Source organism: Allobosea sp. TAF32 (assembly GCF_052113585.1).
In the GTDB taxonomy this organism is placed as follows: Bacteria; Pseudomonadota; Alphaproteobacteria; order Rhizobiales; family Beijerinckiaceae; genus Allobosea.
This window is the reverse complement of sequence record NZ_JBFRDM010000003.1, coordinates 252,176-275,726: the sequence shown is the minus strand read 5'-3', so window position 1 is coordinate 275,726 and position 23,551 is coordinate 252,176. Positions and strand designations below refer to the sequence as shown.

General features: G+C 66.4%; 20 protein-coding genes and 1 tRNA gene. 10 read left to right on the top strand and 11 right to left on the bottom strand.

Annotation, left to right across the window (positions count from 1 at the left end; translation table 11 throughout):
• Positions 1 to 67: 67 nt before the first annotated feature.
• From AB4Z16_RS08810 to AB4Z16_RS08795, 4 genes are all read right to left on the bottom strand, one after another.
• Positions 68 to 496, bottom strand: a complete 429-nt coding sequence (locus tag AB4Z16_RS08810) for an Hsp20 family protein (RefSeq protein ID WP_441510960.1) — start codon at positions 494 to 496, stop codon at positions 68 to 70.
• Positions 497 to 680: 184 nt separating this feature from the next.
• Positions 681 to 757 (bottom strand) — tRNA-His (locus AB4Z16_RS08805).
• 151 nt (positions 758 to 908) lie between these two features.
• The gene (locus AB4Z16_RS08800; protein WP_441510959.1) at positions 909 to 1,847 is read right to left on the bottom strand and encodes a phasin family protein; all 939 of its coding nucleotides are present in this window, start codon (positions 1,845 to 1,847) and stop codon (positions 909 to 911) included.
• A gap of 90 nt (positions 1,848 to 1,937) precedes the next feature.
• Complete coding sequence (locus AB4Z16_RS08795; protein WP_441510958.1) at positions 1,938 to 2,336, bottom strand: phasin; 399 nt, start codon at positions 2,334 to 2,336, stop codon at positions 1,938 to 1,940.
• Between the two features lie 223 nt (positions 2,337 to 2,559).
• On the opposite strand from AB4Z16_RS08795, the gene AB4Z16_RS08790 reads away from it, so the two are divergent.
• Complete coding sequence (locus tag AB4Z16_RS08790; RefSeq protein ID WP_441510957.1) at positions 2,560 to 5,505, top strand: sensor histidine kinase; 2,946 nt, start codon at positions 2,560 to 2,562, stop codon at positions 5,503 to 5,505.
• A 170-nt stretch (positions 5,506 to 5,675) separates the two neighbouring features.
• A complete protein-coding gene (locus AB4Z16_RS08785) occupies positions 5,676 to 7,388 on the top strand; it encodes a GGDEF domain-containing protein (protein WP_441510956.1) in 1,713 nt (570 codons plus the stop codon).
• A gap of 10 nt (positions 7,389 to 7,398) precedes the next feature.
• On the opposite strand, the gene mgtE is transcribed toward AB4Z16_RS08785, so the two are convergent.
• On the bottom strand, positions 7,399 to 8,766 hold the full coding sequence (gene mgtE / locus AB4Z16_RS08780; protein ID WP_441510955.1) for a magnesium transporter: 1,368 nt from the start codon (positions 8,764 to 8,766) through the stop codon (positions 7,399 to 7,401).
• A 335-nt stretch (positions 8,767 to 9,101) separates the two neighbouring features.
• Here mgtE and AB4Z16_RS08775 point away from each other — a divergent pair, with 335 nt between their 5' ends.
• From AB4Z16_RS08775 to AB4Z16_RS08740, 8 genes are all read left to right on the top strand, one after another.
• Positions 9,102 to 9,764 carry a glutathione S-transferase family protein gene (locus tag AB4Z16_RS08775; RefSeq protein WP_441510954.1) on the top strand — a complete coding sequence of 221 codons (663 nt, stop codon included), beginning with the start codon at positions 9,102 to 9,104 and terminating at the stop codon, positions 9,762 to 9,764.
• Between the two features lie 73 nt (positions 9,765 to 9,837).
• A complete protein-coding gene (locus AB4Z16_RS08770) occupies positions 9,838 to 10,764 on the top strand; it encodes a DMT family transporter (protein ID WP_441510953.1) in 927 nt (308 codons plus the stop codon).
• 127 nt (positions 10,765 to 10,891) lie between these two features.
• Positions 10,892 to 11,875, top strand: a complete 984-nt coding sequence (locus tag AB4Z16_RS08765; RefSeq protein WP_441510952.1) for a LysR family transcriptional regulator — start codon at positions 10,892 to 10,894, stop codon at positions 11,873 to 11,875.
• Complete coding sequence (locus tag AB4Z16_RS08760; RefSeq protein ID WP_441510951.1) at positions 11,875 to 12,393, top strand: tripartite tricarboxylate transporter TctB family protein; 519 nt, start codon at positions 11,875 to 11,877, stop codon at positions 12,391 to 12,393. Before AB4Z16_RS08765 ends, AB4Z16_RS08760 begins: the two co-directional genes overlap by 1 nt.
• Positions 12,394 to 12,396: 3 nt before the next feature.
• The gene (locus AB4Z16_RS08755) at positions 12,397 to 13,908 is read left to right on the top strand and encodes a tripartite tricarboxylate transporter permease (protein WP_441510950.1); all 1,512 of its coding nucleotides are present in this window, start codon (positions 12,397 to 12,399) and stop codon (positions 13,906 to 13,908) included.
• Between the two features lie 65 nt (positions 13,909 to 13,973).
• Positions 13,974 to 14,948, top strand: coding sequence for a tripartite tricarboxylate transporter substrate-binding protein (locus tag AB4Z16_RS08750; RefSeq protein ID WP_441510949.1), 975 nt, complete (start codon positions 13,974 to 13,976; stop codon positions 14,946 to 14,948).
• Between the two features lie 239 nt (positions 14,949 to 15,187).
• On the top strand, positions 15,188 to 15,619 hold the full coding sequence (locus tag AB4Z16_RS08745) for a DUF1236 domain-containing protein (RefSeq protein ID WP_441510948.1): 432 nt from the start codon (positions 15,188 to 15,190) through the stop codon (positions 15,617 to 15,619).
• A gap of 125 nt (positions 15,620 to 15,744) precedes the next feature.
• Positions 15,745 to 16,170: a DUF1236 domain-containing protein gene (locus AB4Z16_RS08740; RefSeq protein WP_441510947.1), complete on the top strand. Its 426-nt coding sequence runs from the start codon at positions 15,745 to 15,747 to the stop codon at positions 16,168 to 16,170.
• A 146-nt stretch (positions 16,171 to 16,316) separates the two neighbouring features.
• Here the strand turns inward: AB4Z16_RS08740 and upp are convergent, their stop codons facing one another.
• The 6 genes from upp to AB4Z16_RS08710 all read right to left on the bottom strand — a co-directional run bounded on the left by upp (position 16,317) and on the right by AB4Z16_RS08710 (position 23,312).
• Entirely contained in the window at positions 16,317 to 16,958 is a 642-nt protein-coding gene (gene upp / locus AB4Z16_RS08735; RefSeq protein ID WP_441510946.1) for a uracil phosphoribosyltransferase, read from the bottom strand.
• A 37-nt stretch (positions 16,959 to 16,995) separates the two neighbouring features.
• Positions 16,996 to 18,213, bottom strand: coding sequence for a URC4/urg3 family protein (locus AB4Z16_RS08730; protein ID WP_441510945.1), 1,218 nt, complete (start codon positions 18,211 to 18,213; stop codon positions 16,996 to 16,998).
• A 28-nt stretch (positions 18,214 to 18,241) separates the two neighbouring features.
• Positions 18,242 to 19,504, bottom strand: coding sequence for a GTP cyclohydrolase II (locus AB4Z16_RS08725; protein WP_441510944.1), 1,263 nt, complete (start codon positions 19,502 to 19,504; stop codon positions 18,242 to 18,244).
• Positions 19,505 to 19,606: 102 nt separating this feature from the next.
• A complete protein-coding gene (locus tag AB4Z16_RS08720; protein ID WP_091855869.1) occupies positions 19,607 to 19,768 on the bottom strand; it encodes a Thivi_2564 family membrane protein in 162 nt (53 codons plus the stop codon).
• Positions 19,769 to 20,070: 302 nt separating this feature from the next.
• Positions 20,071 to 22,395, bottom strand: coding sequence for a glycine--tRNA ligase subunit beta (gene glyS, locus AB4Z16_RS08715; RefSeq protein ID WP_441510943.1), 2,325 nt, complete (start codon positions 22,393 to 22,395; stop codon positions 20,071 to 20,073).
• A complete protein-coding gene (locus AB4Z16_RS08710; protein WP_441510942.1) occupies positions 22,395 to 23,312 on the bottom strand; it encodes a glycine--tRNA ligase subunit alpha in 918 nt (305 codons plus the stop codon). Before AB4Z16_RS08710 ends, glyS begins: the two co-directional genes overlap by 1 nt.
• Positions 23,313 to 23,551: the final 239 nt, after the last annotated feature.

Below are 23,551 nucleotides of genomic sequence, written 5' to 3'. Positions count from 1 at the left end.
GCCTTCAATTATGAACAGATGCGAAAACCGCTGCCGCATCCTTCAACGCCGGACGGCGACCCGTCCTCTACTTTCGGCTCATGATATCGATACGCCGGATGAGCCGTTCCGGTTCCGGCCTGACGAGATCAATTGCAAGCAGGCCGTTCGACAGATCGGCGCCGAGAACCTGCATTCCTTCGGCCAGCAGGAAGCTCCGCTGGAATTGCCGGGCAGCGATGCCGCGATGCAGGAATTGCCGATTCTTGTCATCGCTCTGCCGGCCCCGGATCGTCAGCTGGTTCTCCTCCAGCGTGATCTCGAGCTGCTCGCGCGAGAAGCCCGCTACAGCCAGCGTGATCCGCAGACAGTCGGGCTCGTCCTCCGTCCGAGGCAACCGCTCGATATTATAGGGCGGGTAACCCTCGCTCGCGCCCTTAGCGACGCGATCGAGCGCACGCTCGATATCGTCGAAGCCGAGCAGGAACGGGTGGGACAGGCTAGGCGTACGCGTCATCTCTACCAGGCCCTCGAAAGGCGCCTCACGAACATCGGGACCCGCCGCCGGCAGCATCCCGCGGGCGAAAGGCGAACCCTTTCGCTTGTCCACGATATGGCGAAGCCGTGGCCGCTCTTCAAGAGGAGGGAGGATGCGGCGGCAGCGAACCGCACCGCATGACGATGAGAGAAAAACAAAAAGGTGGTACAGCCACCCCGGCTTGAACGGGGGACCTCTAGATCCACAATCTAGCGCTCTAACCAACTGAGCTATGGCTGCCCGTACCCGGGGCATGGGACCCTGCCGCCGCAGCGGGGGTCACCAGCGGCGCGGACCCTAGTGCCGACGTTCCGTTTTTGCAACCGCGGAATTCGATTTCTTCCGCAGGAATTTCGGCGCACCCGTCAGTGCGCCGATGATGTCGTCGCGCCTAGTCCTTGCGCAGCGCCGTATTGGCGACGCGGGCGAGCTCCTTCAGGTGCTCCGCATAGGATTCGTAGCTGCGGCGGACTGCCTTGGCCTGAAGCGTGATCGCCTCAGAGGCGCTGTTGCTGCGCGCCAGGGTTTGAGCATCGCGCAACGTCGCCTCGAGTTCGGCGCAGGCATGGTCGAGCATATGGGCCTGCAAGGCGCCGAAGGCCCGCGCCATCGTCAGCGCCTGGCTCATGATGGTCGCGGATGCGACGGCGGCAGCCTCGGGCGGACGCGGCAGCGGCAGCGAATCGAGTGAAACCGGCTGGATCAGCTTGGCCGCCACGGGCGCGGAGACCGGCTCGGCCGGCTTGACCGCCGGGGCAGACGGCGCGGCGGCTTCGACCGCCTGCGCCGGTTTTGGAGCCGGCTTCGCCCCGACCGGCGCGGCGTTGCCGCGCGGGGCGATCTCTTGCGGGGCGGTCTTCGGAGAAACGGCAGCTTTGGCGACCTCTGCCTTCGGCGCGGCCTCCGGGGCCTTGGCCGAAATCTTGGGCGCAAGGATCTTCGCCGCCGGCTTCTCAATGCGCCTCTCGGCGGGGGCAGACTTCACCGCAAGCGCGGAAGCCGGCGCTTCATCAGACTGATTCGCCTTGGCCGGAGCAGTTGCATCGGTCCGCGCCGGCGCCGGAATGGCGGGTGAAGCCGGCTTCTCGGGCGCCAATGGCGTCTGGGTCACCACCGGAGCGGCAGCGGTCGGAGAAGCGGGTTTCGCAGCGGCTTGGCTCGCAGGAGCGGCTGGAGGCGGAACCGCCGCGCCAGCGACGGGGCGGGCCTCGGCATTCGCCGACGGCGGCGTTTCAGCAAGCGGCTCGGCGGATGAGGACGATAGCGCCCTCACCGGGGGCAGGCTGACCGGGACCTTGGACGTCGTCCTGGTGGGAGCAGGCTTGACCATGACGGCTCTCCTTCAGCAGCAAACAGCGGAGACCGGGCGCAAGGCCCGGCCCGATACGGTGCCGGCGCGATCAGCGCCGGCCAATGCGGCTCAGCGGCCGCCCTTGGTGGCCTTGCTCACGGTCTCGGCAGCCTTGGCCGCAGCTTCCTGCGCGGCAGCGCCGACATCCTTGAGCTGGTCCTGCAACGCCGCCATCTGCGACTTCAGGAAATCCGACTGATGCTGCATGACTTCGGTGAGATCCTTGGACTTCACCAGCTTCTGGGCGAAGTCGAAGGCCGCCGCGACGTTATTCTCGGCATAGGCTATGGCCTTGCGGGTCGCATCATGGGTGTTGGCTCGGGCGCTCTCGGCGGAGCCATGGGCGCTGTCAACAGCCTTCTGAGCCGCGCCAATGAAACCGTCGAAGGCCTTGCGAGCCTGTTCGACACTACGCTCAGCGAATTCTCTCATCTCGGTCGGAACTTCATAAGGCAGCTTGCCGTTCATGGGATCCTCCTGTCGCCTCGTCAGCCAATCCTACGTAATTGTGCACTGCAATATCATTGTTGCATCGCAATGACAATAACGTGACATCTGCGACGCCGCGCATGTTAACGCTGTTTCGAGGAGAAGCGGGAGAGCAATCTTCGGCTCCATGGATTCGCCGCCGTTTGGGAGCTATTAAGCTTTCATTAGGCATAACGGGCGCGGATCGAACGAGCGGGCAGGCATGAGCGAATCCGGAGATGACTGGGCGCGACGGGGCGTGGCGGCGGCTGAAGACGCTGCGCTTGCGTCCTTTGCCGCGGGCGGCGCCCTGCTGCTCTGGGACGCGACCGCCGGGCGCCCCGGATTTGCGAACGACGCCGGGTGGGCATTGCTCGGCGGCAAGGGGGCAGATGCCGCGGTTCCGAATCAGGCGCGTCAGCGGCTCGATGCGCTCGCGGGTGGCCTTGCCTCCGCGGCTGGCATCCGCCTCGAACGACTGCGCCTGACCTCCGGCTTCGCAGCCATCCCCCTCACCTGCGGCTGCAAGCTCCTGCCCTGCCCGGACGGTCAGACCGTCCTGGCGATCGCCATCCCCGCTGCCGAGCTGCGCCGGCTCGGCATCACGATACCCCCGAAGGCTGAGTCGACGCCGACCATAACCGCGACGGCCACTCCGTCCGAGGGGACCGATTCGCCCGCCCCGCCCCGCCCGTCGACGATCCGCTTCCTCTGGCAGAGCGACGGCGAAGCCCGGCTGACCAAGCTGTCCGACCAGATCGTCTTCCTGACAGGTGCCGACGCTGCAGACAGGCTGATCGGCCGACGCTGGCAGGATCTCGTCGGCTCCACCATTCTCGACCGCGATGGCGGGCTGATCGAGCGGCTCGGCACGGCCACGACCTGGAGCGGCCACAATCTGCTCTGGCAGACGGACACCGCCGGTGAAGGCGCGCGCGTCGAGCTGTCTGGCGTGCCTGTCCTCGATGCGGCCCGCGCACTCGCCGGTTTCCGCGGCTTCGGCATTGCCCGCTTGAACGAGCGCGAGCCGTTCCTTGCAGCCGCTGTCGCGCCCGAACAGGCTGCTGCGAACGCCCCTGCTGGGCCAGCGGAGGCCCTAGCGGAAGAGGATGCGAAGCAGCAGGATGAACCTGCCGGGGAAATGCACACCATCGCGGACGTAGAGGCGGAACTGCCGCAAGCCGATGAGGCGGCCGAGTCGTCCATGGTGAGCACGGCGGAACGCGAAGCGGCGCCTGAAGCGGAAAACCGCCCTGAGGATAGCGACGAGTTGCCGCTCGCGGCAGCGCGCGACGAATCCGAAGCTCCCTCCGCCGACCGACCGGACGACGAGCAGCCCGCTGCGGGGTCGGTGCCCCCTGCCGACAACATCGTTCCATTGCGCAACGGCGGCACTGTGACGGCGCTACGTCCGCTTCTAGAGCCGTCGAAGCCGCATCTGAGCTCGGCCGAGCGCAATGCCTTCCGCGAGATCGCCAAAGCGCTGGGCGCCCGCCTGGCCGGCGACGAGGAGCCGGGCGGCCCGCGCCTGCCGCCGGTCGCGCCGCTGCAGGTCAAGGAGCAGGCAGAGGTGGCCGCCGCCGAGAGGCCGGCGGTCGAAGCCGACTCGGCCCCGGCCCCGGCACGGCAACGTAATTCCCATGCCGACGTACTCGACCGACTGCCCATCGCAGTCCTGGTCAATCGCGGCGACGAGGCGCTCTATGCCAACCGCACCTTGCTCGATCTGCTCGACTTCGCCGACCTCGCCGATCTGAAGGCCGGCGGCAATGTCAGCCGCCTGATCAAGGAAGCATCGCGCGCAGAAGGCGGCGCGATGAAGCTGATCGATCGCCTCGGTCATCTGGTCAGCGTCGATGCCGTCCTCTCCAGCGTGAGCTGGCTGGACGAGCCGGCGACGCTCATGGCCTTCCGCCATCCGAATGGCGGCGGCGAGGTCAAGGTGCTGACGCCGGAAGAGGCGGAAGAAGCCGAGCTCGCGGCCGAGTTTGCCGCTGAGGAGGCCGAATCGGCGGCGCGCGTCGAGGCACTCCAGCTCGATGCCGAGGCCCGCGACGGCCGCATCGCCGAGCTCACCGCCATGCTGGACACGGCGACCGACGGCGTGGTCACGGTGGATGATCGCGGGCGCATCCTGTCGCTCAACAAGGCGGCCGAGGCGCTGTTCGGCTACGATCAGCGCGAGGTGACCGGCGAACTGTTCACGCTGCTCTTCGCCGGTGAGAGCCATGCCCCGGCCCTCGACTATCTCGAAGGCCTGAAGGGCGGCGGCGTCGCCTCGGTGCTGAACGATGGGCGCGAGGTGCAGGGCCGGGTGCGCCAGGGCGGCAAGATCCCGCTGTTCATGACCATGGGGCAGATCGCGCATGGTGCCGAGCCGCGCTTCTGCGCGGTGCTGCGCGACATCACCGCCTGGAAGAAGACCGAGGGCGAGCTGGTCGATGCGCGCAAGGCGGCGGAGATGGCGAGCGCGCAGAAATCCGACGTGCTCGCCAAGATCAGCCACGAGATCCGCACGCCGCTCAACGCCATCATCGGCTTCGCCGAAGTCATGGCGGAAGAGCGCTTCGGCCCGATCGCCAACGAGCGCTACAAGGAATATCTGCGCGACATCCATCAGTCGGGCGGCTACGTCATCAGCCTCGTCAACGACCTGCTCGACCTCGCCAAGATCGAGGCGGGCAAGCTCGATCTCGACTTCGCGAGCGTCAATCTGAACGAGATCGCGCTGTCGACCGTGGCGCTGCTGCAGCCTGAAGCGCAACGCGGCCGCGTCGTGCTGCGCTCGGGGCTCTCGCCGAAGCTGCCGCCCGTCGTCGCCGACGAGCGCTCGATCCGCCAGATCGCGATCAACCTGCTTTCCAATGCGGTGAAGTTCACCGATGCCGGCGGCCAGGTCATCATCTCGACCGCGCTCGGCGACCAGGGCGAGGCGATCCTGCGGGTGCGCGATACCGGCATCGGCATGGATGACGACGAGCTGAAGCTCGCGCTCGAACCCTTCCGCCAGGTGCCGACGACGCGCCGTGCCGGCGGCACCGGGCTCGGCCTGCCGCTGACCAAGGCGCTGGTCGAGGCCAATCGCGCGGCGATGTCGATCACCAGCGTCAAGAAGGAAGGCACGCTGGTCGAGATCACGTTCCCGCCCCAACGCGTGCTCGCGAGCTGAGGCCGCCGCCCGGCTCCCACGTCGACCTCTCAGGCGCGCGACGACGCCTGAGGGATCCATTGTGCACTGCACTTTCCACAATCTGTCCGGAGTGATATCGAGCTGGAGCGCGACCCCACGGAAGGCTGACGGAGCCGTTCCCGAGAGCGAGGATACCCACGCGTCGCATCATGCGCGTCCGGCAACTGACCCTCACACAGTCTGCGCTCGCAGCGATCGGGCTTGTGCTCGCCTGCTCCATGATGCTGGGAGCGAGCCTGCTCTGGCATCATTACGGCGCGCTCAGCAGCAGCGCCCGCACGCTCGCCCGCCTCGACGCCTTTCGGGTGGTGCTCGATGCCGCCTACCATGTCTCGGCCGAGCGAGGCCCAACCAATTCGGCTCTCGGGCGCGAGCCGACGGAGCCGGACCCGGTGCGAGAGCGGCTGCGAGCCTTCCGAACGTCGAGCGACGCCGCGATCGCGCGGATCCCGGCTTCGCTCGCTCCCGATGTCGCGCCTATGCGCGCGCAACTCGACGGCGCTCGCGGGCAGGTCGACGCTCTGCTGGCGCGTCCGCTGACGCAACGTGACCACGATGCCGTGGAAAAGGCGATCTTCTCGATGTTCGCCGTTTACGACGCGACCCACCCGCTCACCAATGCCGCGATGGACAAGCTTCTGGCAGGCGATTCAGCGCTGATCGGCCAGGCTCTGGTGGCCTATATGCTCGGCGAGCTTCGCGACTATGCCGGCCGTCTGGGCTCCTATCTGGTCATTTCGATCGTGCGCGGCGAACCGCTGGCCGGCCCGTCGCAAGCCGCCTTCGACCAGGTGCGCGGCCGCGTCCTCGAGCTGTGGCGGCTCACCAGCTCGCAAACCAGCACGCGTGCGGCTCCGCTTGTCGCTCAGGCTCATCAGGCCACCGAAGAGCTCTTCTTCAACCAGGGAATACGGTTGCTCGACGACACGCGGCAGCAGCTCGACGCGGGCCGATATCGCGGAACGCCGGAATCCTTCACCGATGTGCTCGTGCCGAGCTTCCAGCCTATCGGGCAATTGCGCGACCGCTTCATCGCTGCTGTCGCCGACCGCTTCAATGCAACCTATCGCCATGCCCGGGCGGATTTCATCGTTGCGGCCATCGGCATGGCGCTGGTGGTCGCGGTCGAACTGGCGCTGCTGTTCGTCAGCCGGCGCTTCCTTTTCCGGCCGCTCATGCTTGCGCGCGCCCGCGTCGTCGATTTGGCGAACGGCAGGTTGCACCAACCCGCCGCGCCGGGCCAGCTGCGCAGCGAGATGCGGGACCTGTTCCAGGCGCTGGAAACCCTGCGTCGGCGGCTGATCGAACGCGAGCAGCTCGACACCGAAAGACTGCGGCTGACGGCCCGCCTCCGGCGCCAGGCCGACACCGACGGGCTGACCGGCGTCATGAACCGCGGCGCCCTCGAAAGACTCGTCGAGCGAATCGCTCGTACATCCAAAAAGGACCGGCAGATCGGGCTCATCTTGCTCGACATCGATCACTTCAAGGCTATCAACGACGAGCTCGGCCACATTGCCGGCGACGCCGCCCTGCGGGCGCTCGCCCAGCGCCTACAGGACGGACTGCGCGAGGAGGACGTCATCGCCCGCTTTGGCGGGGAGGAGTTCGCCGTCCTCGTCCTGGATGGCAGCGCGGCCGATCCCGACATGCTCGTCGAGCTGGCCGAGCGGCTTCGGCGTCTGATCGAAGCCGAGCCCGTTCTGCTCGATACCGGCGCGGAGGTCGCGATCACCGCGAGCATCGGCATCGCCGCCGCCAGCGTCGGGCCGGAGATGTGGCCGGAGTTGCTGGAGGCTGCCGATGCCGCGCTCTACCGCGCGAAGCGGGAAGGCCGCAACCGCGTGGCGACGGCGGGCTGACCCCCTCCGGTTACAGCAGGGTGCCGGTCAGGATCGCGGCAGCGACGCCGAAATAGATGACTAGGCCGGTAACGTCGACGAGCGTCGCCACGAAAGGCGCCGAGGCGCTGGCGGGGTCGAAGCCCAGCCGCTTCAGCGCGAAGGGCAGCATCGAGCCGGCAAGCGAGCCGAAGGTGACGATGCCGACCAGTGCGCCGCCCACCGTCGCGGCGACCAGCATCCAGTGCGGCCCGTAATCGTAGAGACCGAGCCACTGCCACACCATGATCCGAACCACGCCGATCACGCCGAGAATGGCGCCGAGCGTGAGACCGGTCGGCAATTCGCGTAGCGCAATCCGCCACCAATCCTTCAGCGTGACCTCGCGCAGCGCTAGCGCGCGGATGATCAGCGAGGTCGCCTGCGAGCCGGAATTGCCGCCCGAACTCATGATCAGCGGGATGAACAGCGTCAGCACGATCGCCTTCTCGAGCTCGCCCTCGAAATACTGCATGACCGAGGCGGTCAGCATCTCGCCGACCAGCAGGATCGAGAGCCAGCCCGCGCGCTTGCGGATCATCGAGAGGAAGCTGATCTCGTTATATGGCTGGTCGAGCGCCTCCATGCCGCCGAGCTTCTGCACGTCCTCGGTCGTCTCGGCGATCATCGCGTCGATGACGTCGTCGAAGGTAACGATGCCGATGATGTGCTCGTCCGCATCGACGACCGGAACGGAGAGCAGGTCGTATTTCGTGATGAGCCGCGCCACGTCCTCGCGATCGACCTCGGGCGCGACGGTGATCGGCTTGTGCGCCGGGACGACCGACTCGACCGGCGCCTCGGGATCGCCGGCGATCAGGCGCCGCAGCGAGACCGCGCGCACCAGCTTGCGCGTCACCGAATCGAGCACGTAGATCGCGTAGACCGTCTCGCGCGAGCGCTCGACGCGGCGGATATGATCGAGCGTTTGCTGCACCGACCAGTTGCTGGGCACGCTGACGAACTCGGTCGTCATGATCGAGCCGGCACTGTGCTCGGGATAGGCCAGCAGCTTCTTGAGATCGGAGCGGGTCTGGCGGTCGATGCGGCCGCTCAAACGCTGACGTGTCTCCTCGTCGAACTCCTGGAAGACGTCGGCCGCGCGGTCCGCCGACATGGCGGAGAGCAGCGCACCGGCGCGCTCGTCCGCCAGCATCGCCAACGCTTCGGCCGCAGCGGTAAATTCGGGCTGATCGAGCACCTCGACGGCGCGGTCGAAAGGCAGTTCCGCCAGGACATGGGCGATCGTCGCCTCGTCCTGTTCGTTCAGCGTCTCGACGATGTCGGCGACGTGCTCTTGCGCCAGCGTCTGGGCCAGCGTCACGGCGAGGAGGTCCGTCGTGGCGACAGTATCATTCATGGCTCTATTCCTTGCGATCGGGCCGTCAGGGCCGGATCGCAGGCGAGCCGGGTAACCCGGTCAGGCGCGCGAGGCGGCGGCAGACGGCTTCGACTGTCGGCTGGGACTGTCGCTTGGCATCGGGTCGGGGTTTCCTGTGAGCAGCCGGCCGCGAAGGCCGGAAGCAGGAGGCCAATGCACCCGCCAAACGCCTGCGTCAAACGGTTTTTTCGATGCCGCGACCGAGGCATCCCGCATTGGCGCGACGCCAGCGTGCGCCTAAGGTCGCTGCGACGGAATCGGCCTGCTCGCCGGATCAGGTCGCCCGCACGCCATCTCTCACCGGAATCCCGCCGATGTCCCTGACGATCTACGGTTGCTATCGTTCACGCGCGACGCGCGTCATCTGGCTCGCCAACGAGCTTGGCCTGCCCTTCACGCATGTGCCGGTTATCCAGGCCTATCGCGTGCCGGATCAGAACGCACCCGGCGTGCCGCTGCACACCCGCAGCGCCGAGTTCCTGAAGATCAATCCGAACGGCCACATCCCGAGCATCGACGATGACGGCTTCAAGCTGCACGAATCGCTGGCGATCAATCTCTATCTCGCGCGCAAGCATGGCGGGCCCCTGGCACCGCAGAACGCACAGGAGGAAGGCCTCGCGGTGATGTGGTCGCTCTGGGCGGCGACGGAGTGCGAGACCCATGCGCTCAACCTGCAGTTCCACCTTGCCGCCTATCCGCCGGAGAAGCGCAGGCCGGAGCTGGTCGAGGCGGCCCTTGCCGCCCTGCCCGGCCCCTTCGCGGTGCTCGACAAGACGCTGGCCGAAGGCAACGGCTATGTCATGGGCGGCCGCTTCACCGTTGCCGATATCAATGTCGCGGAGATCATCCGCTATGCGAAGCCGGCGACGCAGCTCTTCGACGCCGCGCCGCGCGTCAAGGCCTGGCTCGATGCCTGCCAGGCGCGGCCGGCCTTCAAGGCGATGTGGCAGGCGCGCGACGCCGAAGCCGCCTGAGACAGGAAACGGGTGGAGCACGAGCCGGGGCGAGCCTATCGCTCCGGCTCGTTCCTTTTTCAGCAGGTTCGCCATGTCCGCCTCCCCCGCCGCGCAGCCTGCCATGGATCTCAGCGACTGGCTGCTGCTCCTGCTGCTCTCGCTGCTGTGGGGAGGCGCCTTCTTCTTCGGCAAGATCGCCGTCGCCGAATGGCCGCCGCTGGCCGTGGTGCTTGCGCGCGTCGGCATGGCTGCAGCGGCGCTGCTTCTGGTCGTCCGGATTTCGGGATTGTCGATGCGTGTCGGCAGGCCGATGTGGCTCGCCTTCTTCGGCATGGGCTTGCTCAACAATCTCATTCCGTTCGGGCTGATCTTCTGGGGACAGACCCAGATCGCCAGCGGCCTCGCCTCGATCCTCAACGCCACGACGCCGCTCTTCGGCGTCGTCGTCGCCCATCTCTTGGGCCAGGACGAGAAGGCAACGGGGCTCAAGCTCGCCGGCGTGGGCGCCGGCATCGTCGGTGTCGCGATCCTGATGGGCCCCGATGCGATCGGGGGGCTCTCGGGAGCGCTGCTGCCGCAACTCGCCTGCCTCGCCGCCGCCCTGTCCTATGCCTTCGCGGGCCTGTTCGGCCGGCGCTTCCGCAGCCTGCCGCCATTGGTCACGGCCGCCGGTCAGGTCAGCGCGACCACGCTGATGACCATTCCGCTGGTGATCCTCTTCGACCCGCCCTGGCTGCTGCCCGCACCACGCGCCGAGGTCATGTTCTCGCTTATTGGGCTCGCGCTGCTCTCGACGGCTCTCGCCTATGTCATCTTCTTCCGGATCATGCGCCGCGCCGGCGGCACCAACGCCATGCTGGTGACGTTCCTGATCCCGGTCAGCGCCATTCTGCTGGGTTCGCTGTTCCTCGGCGAGGCACTGCAGCCGCGGCACTTCCTGGGGATGGCGGCCATCTTCGCCGGGCTTGCCCTGATCGACGGCAGGCTGTTTCGCATGAGGCGCACGCGGCCGGCATGAGCCCGAAGAGTTTATTGCCAAAAAATTATGAATTACGGTAGGGTCGACTTGTCGGCTGGAGGCGCTAAGGGCACGTGCCACTGACAGAGATATCGCGGGAAGCGATACTGGGGAACAGGGGACGGCCATGGATGTGCGGCAACTGCGATGTTTCATCGCGGTCGCGGAAGAGCTGCATTTTGGCCGCGCGGCCGAGCGGCTCGGCGTCGCGCCTCCTGCCCTGTCGCGCCAGATCAGCGCTCTCGAGGACGAGCTCGGCGTCAGCCTGCTGACACGGACCACCCGCCAGGTCGCGATGACCCGCGCCGGCTTGATCATGCTCGAGGAGGCCAAGGGCATCCTCGTCAAGATGGAGCACGCTTCCCGCGCCGTGCGCGAGGCCTCGCTCGCCTCGGGCAAGGTCCTGCGCGTCGGAGCGATCGACGCGGCCTCCTCCAGCTTCGTCCCGGAAGCGCTGGTGGCCTTCCGGGCCCGCTTCCCGGGCATCGAGATCAAGTTCGTCGAGGCGATGACGGCCGCACTCGTGCAAATGCTCGAGTCCGGCAAGCTAGACCTCGCGCTGACCCGTCCGCCGCGCAAGCCGACGGACTGCGCCTTCGAGATCCTGCGGGTGGAGCGCCCGCTCGTGGTGCTCAACGAGGCCCATCCGCTCGCCGCCCGCGAACACCTGACGATGCTCGATCTCGTCGGCGAGCCCTTCGTGGTGCCGTCCAAGCGCATCCGGCCCTACGCCTATGATCTGGTCATGGCTTATTTCGAAAGCGTCGGCGCGGTGCCGAACGTCACCATCGAGGCGACCGAGAAGCCGGCGATGATGTCCGCGGTGGCGGCCGGGCTCGGCATGGCGCTGGCGCCGGACTGGGTCTCGCGCCTCTCCTTCCCCGGCGTGACGATGCGGCGTCTGCGCGGCGCATTGCTCGATCCGCCACCGCCGGGCGCACTGGTCGGCGTCGCCTGGCGTCCCCAGCAGAAATTGCCTGCACGCGACGATTTCCTTGCGATCCTGCGGGAAAGCGTGACCTTGCTCGACGAGCGCCACAGCGTCCTCACCCCTTCCCCCAAAACGCAGAAGCGGAACACCCGCCCCGGATCGCCAGTCGGAGGAGCCTGATGAGTCTCAATCAGATAGAACGGGCGCAGGGTTTGCGCATAAGATCGACGCAGGATTTGGCCGGCGGCCTGTTCATGGTGGTGCTGGCGATCGGTGCCTACATCTTCGCCTGGGATCTTCCGGTCGGCACGCTGCGCCAGCTCGGTCCCGGCATGCTGCCGAAAGCCTTCGCGGCCATCTGCGGCGCGCTCGGCATCATGCTGGCCGTCGCCTCGCTGCGCTACAACGGCGAGAGCCTCTCGGGCTGGTCCTGGAAGGGCATCTTCTTCGCGCTCGGCGGCGCCTGCCTGTTCGGGCTGACCATCCGCGGCTTCGAGTTCGGCCCGATCCAGATCCCGGCACTCGGCCTGCTCGTCTCCGGGCCGCTACTCATCTTTTTCTCAGGGCTGGCGGCAGATGACCGCAAGTTCAAGGAGCTGCTGATCTTCGCGTTGGCGATGTCGGCCGCCTGCATTCTTCTCTTCAAATACGCGTTGAGCCTGCCGATCCCGCTCGCGCCCTGGCTACTGGGTATCTGAGCGATGATGGATACGCTTGCCCATCTTTCGCTCGGCTTCGGCGTCGCGCTGACGCTCAAGAACATCGCTCTCTGCTTCGTCGGCTGCCTTGTCGGCACACTGATCGGCGTCCTACCCGGCGTCGGGCCGATCGCGACGATCTCGATCCTGCTGCCGATCACCTTCGGCCTCGATCCCACCGGCGCGCTGATCATGCTCGCGGGCATCTACTACGGCGCGCAGTATGGTGGCTCGACCACCGCGATCCTTGTCAATATCCCGGGCGAGGCGACCTCGGTCGTTACCACACTCGACGGCCACCAGATGGCCAAGCAGGGGCGTGCGGGCGTCGCGCTGGGCACCGCGGCGCTCGGCTCCTTCTTCGCCGGCTGCGTCGCGACCCTGTTCATCGCTGCGCTCGGCGCGCCACTGACCAAGATGGCGCTGCTCTTCGGCCCGGCGGAGTATTTCTCGCTGATGGTGATGGGCCTGTGCTTCGCGGTGGTTCTGGCGCGCGGCTCGATCCTGAAGGCCTTCTGCATGATCATGCTTGGCCTGCTGTTCTCGACCGTCGGCACCGATCTCGAGACGGGGCAGGAACGCCTGACCTTCGGCATACCGGCGCTCTCCGACGGCATCGACTTCTCGGTGCTCGCGATGGGCGTGTTCGGCTTCGCGGAAGTGCTGCGCAACCTCGAGAGCCCCGAGGCGCGCGACGTCGTCAAAAACAAGATCGGCCGGCTGCTGCCGGGCTGGGAGGACATCAAGCAATCGGCGGCGCCGGTACTGCGCGGTACCTTCATCGGCGGCATCCTCGGCATCCTGCCGGGCAATGGCGCCGTACTCGGCCCCTTCGCCAGCTATACCGTCGAGAAGAAGATCGCCAAGGATCCCTCGCGCTTCGGCAAGGGCGCGATCGAGGGCGTGGCGGGGCCGGAATCGGCCAACAATGCCGGCGCCCAGACCGCCTTCATCCCGCTGCTCACCCTCGGCATCCCGCCGAATGCGGTGATGGCGCTGATGGTCGGCGCGATGACGATCCACGGCATCATTCCCGGCCCGCAGGTCATGACCCGCAACCCCGAATTGTTCTGGGGCATGGTCGCCTCGATGTGGGTCGGCAACCTCATGCTGCTCATCATCAACCTGCCGCTCGTCGGCATGTGGGTGAAGCTGCTGCAGGTGCCATACCGGCTGATGTTCCCGGCGATCCTGATCTTCTGCTGCATTGGCATCTACTCGGTGAACAACCAGCCGCTCGACGTCGCCTTCACGGCGCTGTTCGGCCTGTTCGGCTACCTGCTGATCAAGCTCGGCTTCGAGCCCGCCCCGATGCTGCTCGGCTTCGTGCTGGGCAAGCTGATGGAGGAGAAGCTACGGCAGGCGCTGATCATCTCGCGCGGCTCGTTCTACACCTTCATCGACTATCAGAACCGGCCGATCTCGCTCGGCCTGCTGATCGTCGCCGTCCTCGTGCTCGCGATCGCTCTGCTGCCTGCGATCTCGAAGAAGCGCGACGAAGTCTTCACCGAATGACGGGGTTGCCGCCCCGGCGCCAACCCCATCAATTTCATTTCAAGCAATCTCTGGGAGGAATGCTGATGAAGAAGTTCGTTCTCGGCCTCGTCGCGGCAGCGGCGCTGGCCTTTACCGGCAGCGCGCAGGCGCAGGGCTATCCGACGAAGCCGATTACCATGATCGTGCCCTTCGCGGCCGGCGGCCCGACCGACATCATCGCCCGCATCGTCGCCGACCACATGTCCAAGACGCTCGGCCAGCAGATCGTCATCGAGAACGTCGCAGGCGCCGGCGGCACGACCGGCATCGCGCGCGCCGTGACGGCCGCGCCCGATGGCTACACCATCGCGATGGGCCATCTCGGCACCTTCTCGGCGGCGCCCGCCACCTATCCCGGACTGAAATACGACCCAATCAACGGCATGCAGACGATCGGGCTCGCCGGCGGCACGCCGATCCTGATCGTGGCGCGGAAGAGCTTCGAGCCGAAGGACCTCAAGGCGTTCGCCGACTATGTGAAGGCGAACCCGGACAAGGTGAACGAAGCCCATGCCGGGCTCGGCTCGGTTTCCTGGACCACCTGCACCCTGCTCAAGGGCGTCCTCGGTACGCCGAAGATCAACGCCGTCGCCTATCGCGGCACGGGTCCTGCCCTGAACGACCTCGTCTCCGGCCAGGTCGACTTCATGTGCGACCAGATCGTCTCCGTTGCCGAGCAGGTCCGCGCCAACACCATCAAGGCCTATGCCGTCGCCTCGGCCCAGCGCTCGCCGGCCCTGCCCGATGTTCCCACCACCAAGGAAGCCGGCCTGCCCGACTACCAGATCGAAGCCTGGAACGGCATCGCCGGCCCGAAGGGCATGCCGAAGGAGGCCGTGGACAAGCTGGTCGACGCGCTGAACAAGGCGCTCAACGACGAAGGCACCAAGAAGCGCCTGCTCGACCTCGGCACCGTTCTGCCGACGGCTGAGGAGCGCACCCCGGCCGGCTTCGCCACGCTGATCAAGCGCGATGCCGACAAGTTGACGCCTGCTCTCTCGGCCGCCCCGAAGCAGTGAGGCCAACCCAGTTCGATCGTCTTCGCGGCGGGCCTCGTGCCCGCCGTTTTCATTTTGAGCGATAATCTGCGCCCGATGGGCGAACCCGCCGCCTTCCGCAATGAACTGACAAGTCATTGCTGCGGCTCATCTTCTCGCCGACGATCGCAAACGTTAACATCTCGTGACCCCATTTTTGGGGAACTGTTTCGGCTTGCTGCAGTTTTCCTTCCCGAAGTTCACTTCGAAAGGAGAAAGCCATGATCAAGAAGCTCGCTCTTGTTGCCGCGTTGACCATTACGCCTGCCGTTGCCTTCGCCCAGAGCCAGCCTTCGGGCGGTGCGGTCGGTGGCGCGACCAGCGGTGCGGCGGCCGGTGCGGTTGGCGGCGCTGTGGTCGGCGGCCCGGTGGGCGCTGTCGTCGGCGGCGTCGGCGGCGCCGTGGTCGGCGCGATCGTCGGCGATGCTGCCGAGCCCCGCTTCCGCACCTATGTCGTCGAGCAGCGCGTTCCGTCCTATAGCTATGCCGAGCCGGTGGCTGTCGGCACCGTCCTGCCGGCGCAGGGCGTCGTCTATCACCGCGTACCGGCCGAGTACGGAGCGTCCGCCTCGCGCTACAACTACACGGTGGTGAACGATCGCACCCTGATCGTCGAGCCGCAGACGCGCCGCGTGGTCCAGATCATCCAGTGACGCCAGTCTCTACGGAATGGCCCGCCTCGGCGGGCCATTCTCGCTTTTGTGATCGCCGCGGCACGGAACTGCCGCAGAAGGCGCGCATTCTGGCTTTGGGGCTAGGCAGTTATCGGAGGTCGATCATGATCAAGCGGATTCTGTTGGCTGCGGCTTTTGCAGCCATTCCCGCAACCGTTTTCGCACAAAGCATGGGGCCTATCATCCGCGACCCCGCAAGCGGCGGCTTCACTCATGACCCGGCCCTTGTCGGCACCGAGACGAACATGATGCCGTTCGACGTCTTCGCGCCACCTCTTCGGCGGGATCCCGCCGGCGGCACGATGATCAACGACGACGCAGGCTTCCGGAACTATGTGACGGCGCAGCATATGCGGTCATATCGCTATGGCGAACCGGTCGTGATCGGCACGGTGCTACCGGCGCGCGGCATGGTCTATCGCAATGTGCCCGCGGCATATGGCGCACCCGGCTATCACTACACGATCGTGAACGGCGAAGCCGTCGTCGTCGAGCCGCGCACCCGCCGCGTGGTCGAAATCATCGAATGACGCTGGATTGCCGCGCGTCCGGCCGGACGCGATGACGGCGATCAATCCATTGTTGTCGCATCGATTCCGAAAAGTGACGTCCACTTTTCGCCCGGTGCGAAGGCCGGAAAGGCCCTTGCCCGTGGCGGCATGGGCCTTCCCGGTGCTCAGCGCGTACCGAACATGCGATCGCCTGCATCCCCGAGACCCGGCACGATGTAGCCGTGATCGTTGAGGCGCTCATCGATCGCGGCGGTCCAGATTCGGACATCGGGGTGCGCGCTGCGCAGATGAGCGATGCCTTCGGGCGCCGCCAGCAGACAGACGAACCGCAGATCCCGGGCGCCCCGCTCCTTCAGACGCTCTACCGCCGCCACGGCGGAATTGGCGGTCGCGAGCATCGGGTCCATCACCACGATCATGCGGTCTGCGATGTCGGATGGAGCCTTGAAATAATACTCGACCGCCTGGAGCGTATCGGGATCGCGGTAGAGGCCGATATGGGCGACGCGCGCGGCCGGCACCAGCTCCAGCATGCCGTCCAGGAAGCCGACGCCCGCCCGCAGGATCGGCGCGAAAACCATCTTCTTGCCAGAGATGACCGGCTGCATCGACTTCTGCAGCGGCGTCTCGATCTCGATCATCTCGGTCGGGAGATCGCGCGTCACCTCATAGCAGAGCAGCATGCCGATCTCATTGAGAAGCTGGCGGAAGCTCTTGGTGGAGCGGTCCTTCTCGCGCATCAGCGTCAGCTTGTGGCGGACGAGCGGGTGATCAACGACGGTGACGCCGTCCTGGCTCGAAGTCATACGCCGGCTACCCCTTTTTCTCTCGAAACTCTGCTCGTCAAAATACCGTGCCATCGCTGACAATGGTCAAGGGCGGACCGCCATCCACACGCTTTTCACGCGCGATCCGCCGGCCGGCAGCCCAGGTACCACCTTCGAGCACCTTGGCGAGCGGCAAATCCTCGCGTGAGCGGCCGAGGCGCTTGCGGATCAAGAGTCCGATTTCGTCGAGCAGCGCCACCGTCAAAGCTCGCCATTCGACGACCAGCGGCGAGGAAACCTCATGCGCCTTCGCCCGATCCGCCTCGTCCTTGAGCGCGATCACGCCGCTATCCAGAAAGAGCCCGCCATTGCGGTATTCGGGCAGGCCGGTGAGATCGTCAATGTCGATGACGGCGATGCCGGCCCATTGCAGCGGTTCGATCAGCGAGTAGGTCAGCCATTGCGACAATTTGTGGAAAGGCACGAGCCCTTCCGTGACCTCGCCCGGCGCGATCAGGGGATGGCGCCAGGTATCGCCGAGCGCAACACCAGCGAGCGTCAGGCGCGAGGGCCAGATGCCGCCGAAGGTCGCGAGCACCTCGCCGAGCATATGCGCAGCTCGCAGCGTGCCGGTGTCGGCGGCAGCTGCGAAACGGCCGAAGAGTTCGCCGGGGCGCGACAGGCCCTGTCGCTCCAGCTCTTCGCCGAGGCGGTTGAGCAGAGCGGCCCGCCCCTCCAGCGCCAAGAGCGGATTGTCCGGACCCACCTGAAAACCTTGTGCCAGCGTCGCCGCATCGAGCCGCTTCAGCCCTGCGGCGTCGGCGCGAAGCGGATCGGCAGGATCGCTGGAGAACAGGCCGGCGGCGAACATGTCGAGCGAAGCCAGCGCCAGCCCCTCGGACCGGCCGATCTCGCGGCCCGTAGCAGGATCGCGGTAGCGCCAGTCGGGGCCCGCACCGGCATCGAGCAGGACGCTGACCACGGCAAGATCATAGGCAGCGCGGCCGCGAGCGGCGGAGTCCGCGAAGCCGGCGGCCTGATCGAGCCGTTGCCAGCGATCATCGCCCGCGACGACGAAGTGGCGCCAGCGCGCATGGAAGGGGATTTCGAGCGTGGGATAGTTCGCCCGGATTGTCTCAAGCACATAGTCGGCGCAGGCTTCCAGCCGCTCGGTCTGGACGCTGAAATGCAGCAGCTGGCCGGCAAGCCCGAGCTCCAGCATCTCCCGCGCGCGCTCGCGGACGGCAGCAGGTTTCAACAGGGCGCGGAACGCCTCGGTATCGCGGTCGGGCATCGTCAACTCGGGTAGATGCGGGGCAGGATCAGAACTTCTCGAGGCCACGGCCGACGGTGGCCTTGAGCGCATTGTCGCCGGGTGTGCCGTCCGGCGAATAATAGCCCGCAGCCTTCTTGGCCTCGATCTCGACCGATGCGTCGGGCGGGATCAGCTCAGGCGGGATCGCGACGCGCTCGCCGATGGTGATGCCGCTCTCGACCATGGCGTCATATTTCATGTTCGACATGGACATCAGCCGGTCGATATGGGTGACGCCGAGCCAGTGCAGCACATCCGGCATGAGCTGCTGGAAGCGGGCATCCTGCACGCCGGCGACGCATTCGGTGCGCTCGAAATAGGTCGCGGCGGAATCGCCGCCCTCCTGGCGCTTGCGCGCGTTGTAGACGAGGAACTTGGTGACTTCGCCGAGCGCCCGGCCCTCCTTGCGGTTGTAGACGATCAGGCCGACGCCGCCGCTCTGCGCTTCCCGCACGCATTCCTCGATGCCGTGGATGAGATAGGGCCGGCAGGTGCAGATGTCCGAACCGAAGACGTCTGAACCGTTGCACTCGTCATGGACGCGGCAGGCGATGCGCTTCTTTGGGTCGGCGAGCGCGGAGACCTCGCCCATGACATAGGCGGTGATCGAGCCGATCGGCGGCAGGAAGACCTTGAGGTCCGGCCGCGTCACCAGCTCGGGATACATGCCGCCGGTCTGCTCGAAAAGCGTGCGCCGCAACTCGTTCTCGGTGGCGCCGAAGCGCTCGGCGATGCCCGGCAGATACCAGACCGGATCGACCGCGATCTTGGTGACGGAGATGTCGCCCGACGGATGCAGGATGTTGCCGTCTGCGGCGAGGCGATGCGCGCCCATGGCGGCGAGAATCTCGGGCAGGTTGAGCCTGGCCTTGGTGATCGCGATCGAGGGGCGGATGTCGATGCCCTCCCCGATCAGCTTGCCGAAATCCTTCGCCACGGTATGGCCGAAGGGATCGAGCGAAACGATCTTCTTCGGATCGGCCCATTGCGGCTGCGGCGAAATCTCGGCCGTCGGATAGGTGTTGGTCAGGTCCGGGCGCTGCGAGGGGTTCATCGCACGGGCCGAGATCGCCAGCGCGCGGTAGACCGAATAGGAGCCGCCATGGGCGCCGATGACGTTGCGGTCGGCCGGGTTGGTGGTCGAGGCGATGATCGGGCCGCGCTCGGCGGCGGTGGGGGCGCCCCACCGGATCGGGAAGCGCACGGCAGCGCTGCCGGGCTCGGGATGGGAGGTCAGCCTGATATGGCCGTTACGGTTCGGCGCGTTCATCGCAGGTCTCGCCCTGAAACAGGAAGGGCCCCGGGACGGGAGCGTCCGGGGCCCTCTGGACCTCAAGAAGTCTGTACCAGCGCGTGGACGCCGTCAATCGCCTTAGAAAACAGCGAGATAGCGCAGCAGAGAGATGATGCCGATCACAATGACGATGATCTGCACGACATTCTTGATCTGCCCGTCGAGCGGCAGCATCCGCACGAGATAGAGCACAAGGCCGATCACGAGAACGGTGATCAGCAGCGAAATCAGAATGGACATGCTTTCAGCCCTTTATCTCGGCCGGTGGCCGGCCCCCCGGGAGCCCTGCCGCGACGGATTCGCGACCTGTCAGCCCCGCCGAGAGAACGTTGCAGGGTGGGAATAGGTTCCGGTGCGGGGTTTGCCGGCGAAGGAGACGGGGCGGTTTCCGAATGAACGCGGGGCCGCAAACGAAGACCCCTCTCCCGGATGGGAGAGGGGTAGGGGTGAGGGAAGGACGGAAAACCAGTCCGGCACGGAACCAACCGCAGCTGCGGAGAGGGCAAGGGCGACCGACGGCAGGCCCTCACCCCTACCGCGCCTTATCCTGCGATGCGGTCGAAATCCGCCACGGCTCGTGTCGCCTGACGGAGTTGGTTGAGCAGCTTCAGGCGGTTGGCACGCTGGGCCGGATCGGGATCGTTGACCGTGACCTTGTCGAAGAAGGCATCGACCGCCGGGCGCAGTTCCGCCAGCGCGGCCATCGCGCCCTCATAGTCTTCGGCGGCGACGGCAGCCTCGGCCTTCGGCGTCGCCTGCGCCAGCGCGACGGCGAGCGCCTTCTCCTCGATCAGGCCGGCTTCTGCAATCAACTGCAATTCGGGCGCCGCGGAAAAAGCGCCCTCCCCGTCCTTCTTCTCCTCGGCCTTGAGGATGTTGGCGGCGCGCTTGTAGCCCGCGAGGAGGTTCTTCCCGTCCTCGGTGTCGAGGAAGCGGCCGAGCGCGGCGACGCGGCGGGTGATGAGGAGCAGGTCGTCGTTGTCTGACGGGCCGTCGCCGATCACCGCATCGACAAGGTCATGCCGCGCGCCGCGGTCGCGGAGCATGATTTTCAAACGGTCGTGGAAGAAGGAGAGGAGATCATAGGTTTCCCTCCAATACCAACGAGATCCTGCCCATTTGATGTAGGTCTCGATGCCCACCGCACGGGCTCGAGCACTTTTAAAAGAGTGCAAAGCTTCTTCCGCGTCCAGCTCTACCAGCTTTGCAGCGAGAGCTTCTAGTTCGGCAGTCTTCTCCGAAACACCAGCAACCATCTTGCTGGTGCGAAGCGGATTGAGGACTGGCATAAGCCCCAGCCGCACCCCGTTCTCAACCACCAGCCGGATCACGCCCAGCGCCGCGCGACGCAGCGCATAGGGGTCCTTGCTGCCGGTCGGCTTCTCGTCGATGGCCCAGAAGCCCACCAGCGTGTCGAGCTTGTCGGCCAGCGCCACCGCAACCGAAACCGGATCGCTCGGCACACGGTCGGACGGGCCGAGCGGCTTGTAGTGCTCCTCGACCGCAGCGGCGACCGAAGCGTCCTCGCCCTGCAGCTCGGCATATTTCCGGCCCATCAGGCCCTGCAATTCCGGGAACTCGCCGACCATCTCGGTCGGTAAATCGGCCTTGGCGAGCTTGGCGGCGCGCTCGGCCTTCCCCGGGTCGGCGCCGACGATCGGCGCCAACTCCTTCGCCAGCGCGGCGATGCGCTGGACGCGCTCGCCCTGCGTGCCGAGCTTGGCGTGGAAGACGACGCCGAGCTTGTCGAGCTTGGCCATGCGCTGGTCGAGCGGTTTTGCGAGATCGAGCCCGAGCTTTTCGGCGCTCTCCTTGAAGGTGTCGAGGTCGGGCAGCGAGCCGCGATCGGTCTGCCAGAAATAGGCGGCGTCCGAGAGGCGCGCGCGGACGACGCGGCCATTGCCCGCGGTGATCGCCGCGCCGCCGTCGCTGGCGAGGAGGTTCGAGACCAGGATGAAGCGATTGGCGAGATCGCCTGTCGCCGGGTCGCGCAGCACGAAGCATTTCTGGTTGGCGCGGATGGTGGCGCGGATCGCTTCGCCGGGGATGTCGAGGAAGCGCTCCTCGAAGGAGCCCATCAGCACGACCGGCCATTCGACGAGGCCGGCGACCTCCTCCAACAGCCCCTCGTCCTCGACGAGATCGAGCCCCTGCGCGAAGGCGAGGTTGCGGGCGTCGGTAAGGATGATCTCCTTGCGCCGGTCGGCATCGAGCACGACCTTCGCCTTCTCCAGCGAGGTCACGTAATCGTCGAGACGCTTCACCGTGATCGGGCCGGGCGCATGGAAGCGGTGGCCGTAGGTCGTGTTGCCGGAGACGATGCCGTCGACCTCGAAGGGCACCACCTCCGGGTCCTCGGTCTCGGCGCCGAAGGTGCAGAGGATGGAGTGCAGCGGGCGCACCCAGCGCAGGCTGGCGCCGGCCGCCGAAGCCTTGCCCCAGCGCATCGATTTCGGCCAGGGGAAGGCGCGGATCACGGCGGGGACGATCTCGGCGATGGCCTGAACCGTTTCCTGGCCGGGCTTCTCGATGATCGCGACGTAGCTGTCGCCCTTCTTCGGATCGCTGACGATGGTCGCTTGGTCGAGCGAGGCAAGGCCGGCAGCCTTGAGGAAGCCCTGCACGGCGGCATCGGGCGCGCCGACGCGCGGGCCCTTGCGCTCCTCGCGCACGTCGCGGCCGCGCACCGGCAATCCGGCGATATGCAGCGCGAGACGGCGCGGCGTGACGAAGGCCTTGGCGCCCTCATAGACGAGGCCGCGCTCGACCAGCGCATCGGTGACGAGCTTCTTGAGGTCCTCACCGGCCTTGCGCTGCATGCGCGCCGGGATTTCCTCGGAGAAGAGTTCGAGCAGGAGATCGGGCATCAGATTGCTCCCCCGCCGGCGGTCTTCAGCCAGGCCGCGCCGCAGGCCTTGGCGAGCTCGCGCACGCGCAGGATGTAGCTCTGCCGCTCGGTGACCGAGATCACGCCGCGCGCATCGAGCAGGTTGAAGATGTGGCTGGCCTTGATGCACTGATCATAGGCCGGCAGGGCAAGTTGGTGGCGAGGCTGGTTGTCGCCAGACGCCGGCTCACCGGCAGCGAGCAGCGCCTTGCACTCGGTTTCGGCGTCCGTGAAATGCTGGAACAGCATCGCGGTGTTGGCGTGCTCGAAATTATGCCGCGAATATTCCTGCTCGGCTTGCAGGAAAACGTCGCCATAGGAGATGCGGTCCTCGCCATCGAGGCCGTTGAAGTTGAGGTCGTAGACGTTCTCGACGCCCTGGACAAACATCGCCAGGCGTTCGAGACCATAGGTCAACTCGCCCGCGACCGGCGCGCATTCCACGCCCGCGACCTGCTGGAAATAGGTGAACTGGCTGACTTCCATGCCGTCGCACCAGCACTCCCAGCCGAGCCCCCAGGCGCCCAATGTCGGGCTCTCCCAGTCGTCCTCGACAAAGCGCACGTCATGCAGGCCGAGATCGACGCCGATCGCCCTAAGCGAGTCGAGATAGAGCTGCTGCAGATCCGGCGGCGACGGCTTCAGGATGACCTGGAACTGGTAGTAATGCTGCAGCCGGTTGGGGTTCTCGCCGTAGCGGCCGTCCTTTGGGCGGCGCGAGGGCTGGACATAGGCCGCCTTCCACGGCTTCGGCCCGAGCGCGCGCAAAGTCGTCGCCGGGTGGAAGGTGCCGGCGCCGACCTCCATGTCGTACGGCTGCAGCACCACGCAACCTCGCTCGGCCCAGAAGCGCTGCAAGGTCAGCAGCAGCCCCTGGAAGGAGCGGGTCGGGTCCATCGCCGGGGAAGAAGCCGGGATGCTGGAAAGCGAATGTGGCGCGGGGGCGGACAAGATGCCTGCAACCTTCCGATAACAAGGGAATTGCGGGGTGATTAGGGTTCGGACCGATCAGGGTCAAGCGCAGGCCGGAACCGCAGCCGGACAGATTTCGTTCATAACCCGTCTGCTAACCACGAGACGCCGCATGATCAGCAATGTTCGGGGGCGAGCATTGGATCGATGAGCAGCGGCTGAAT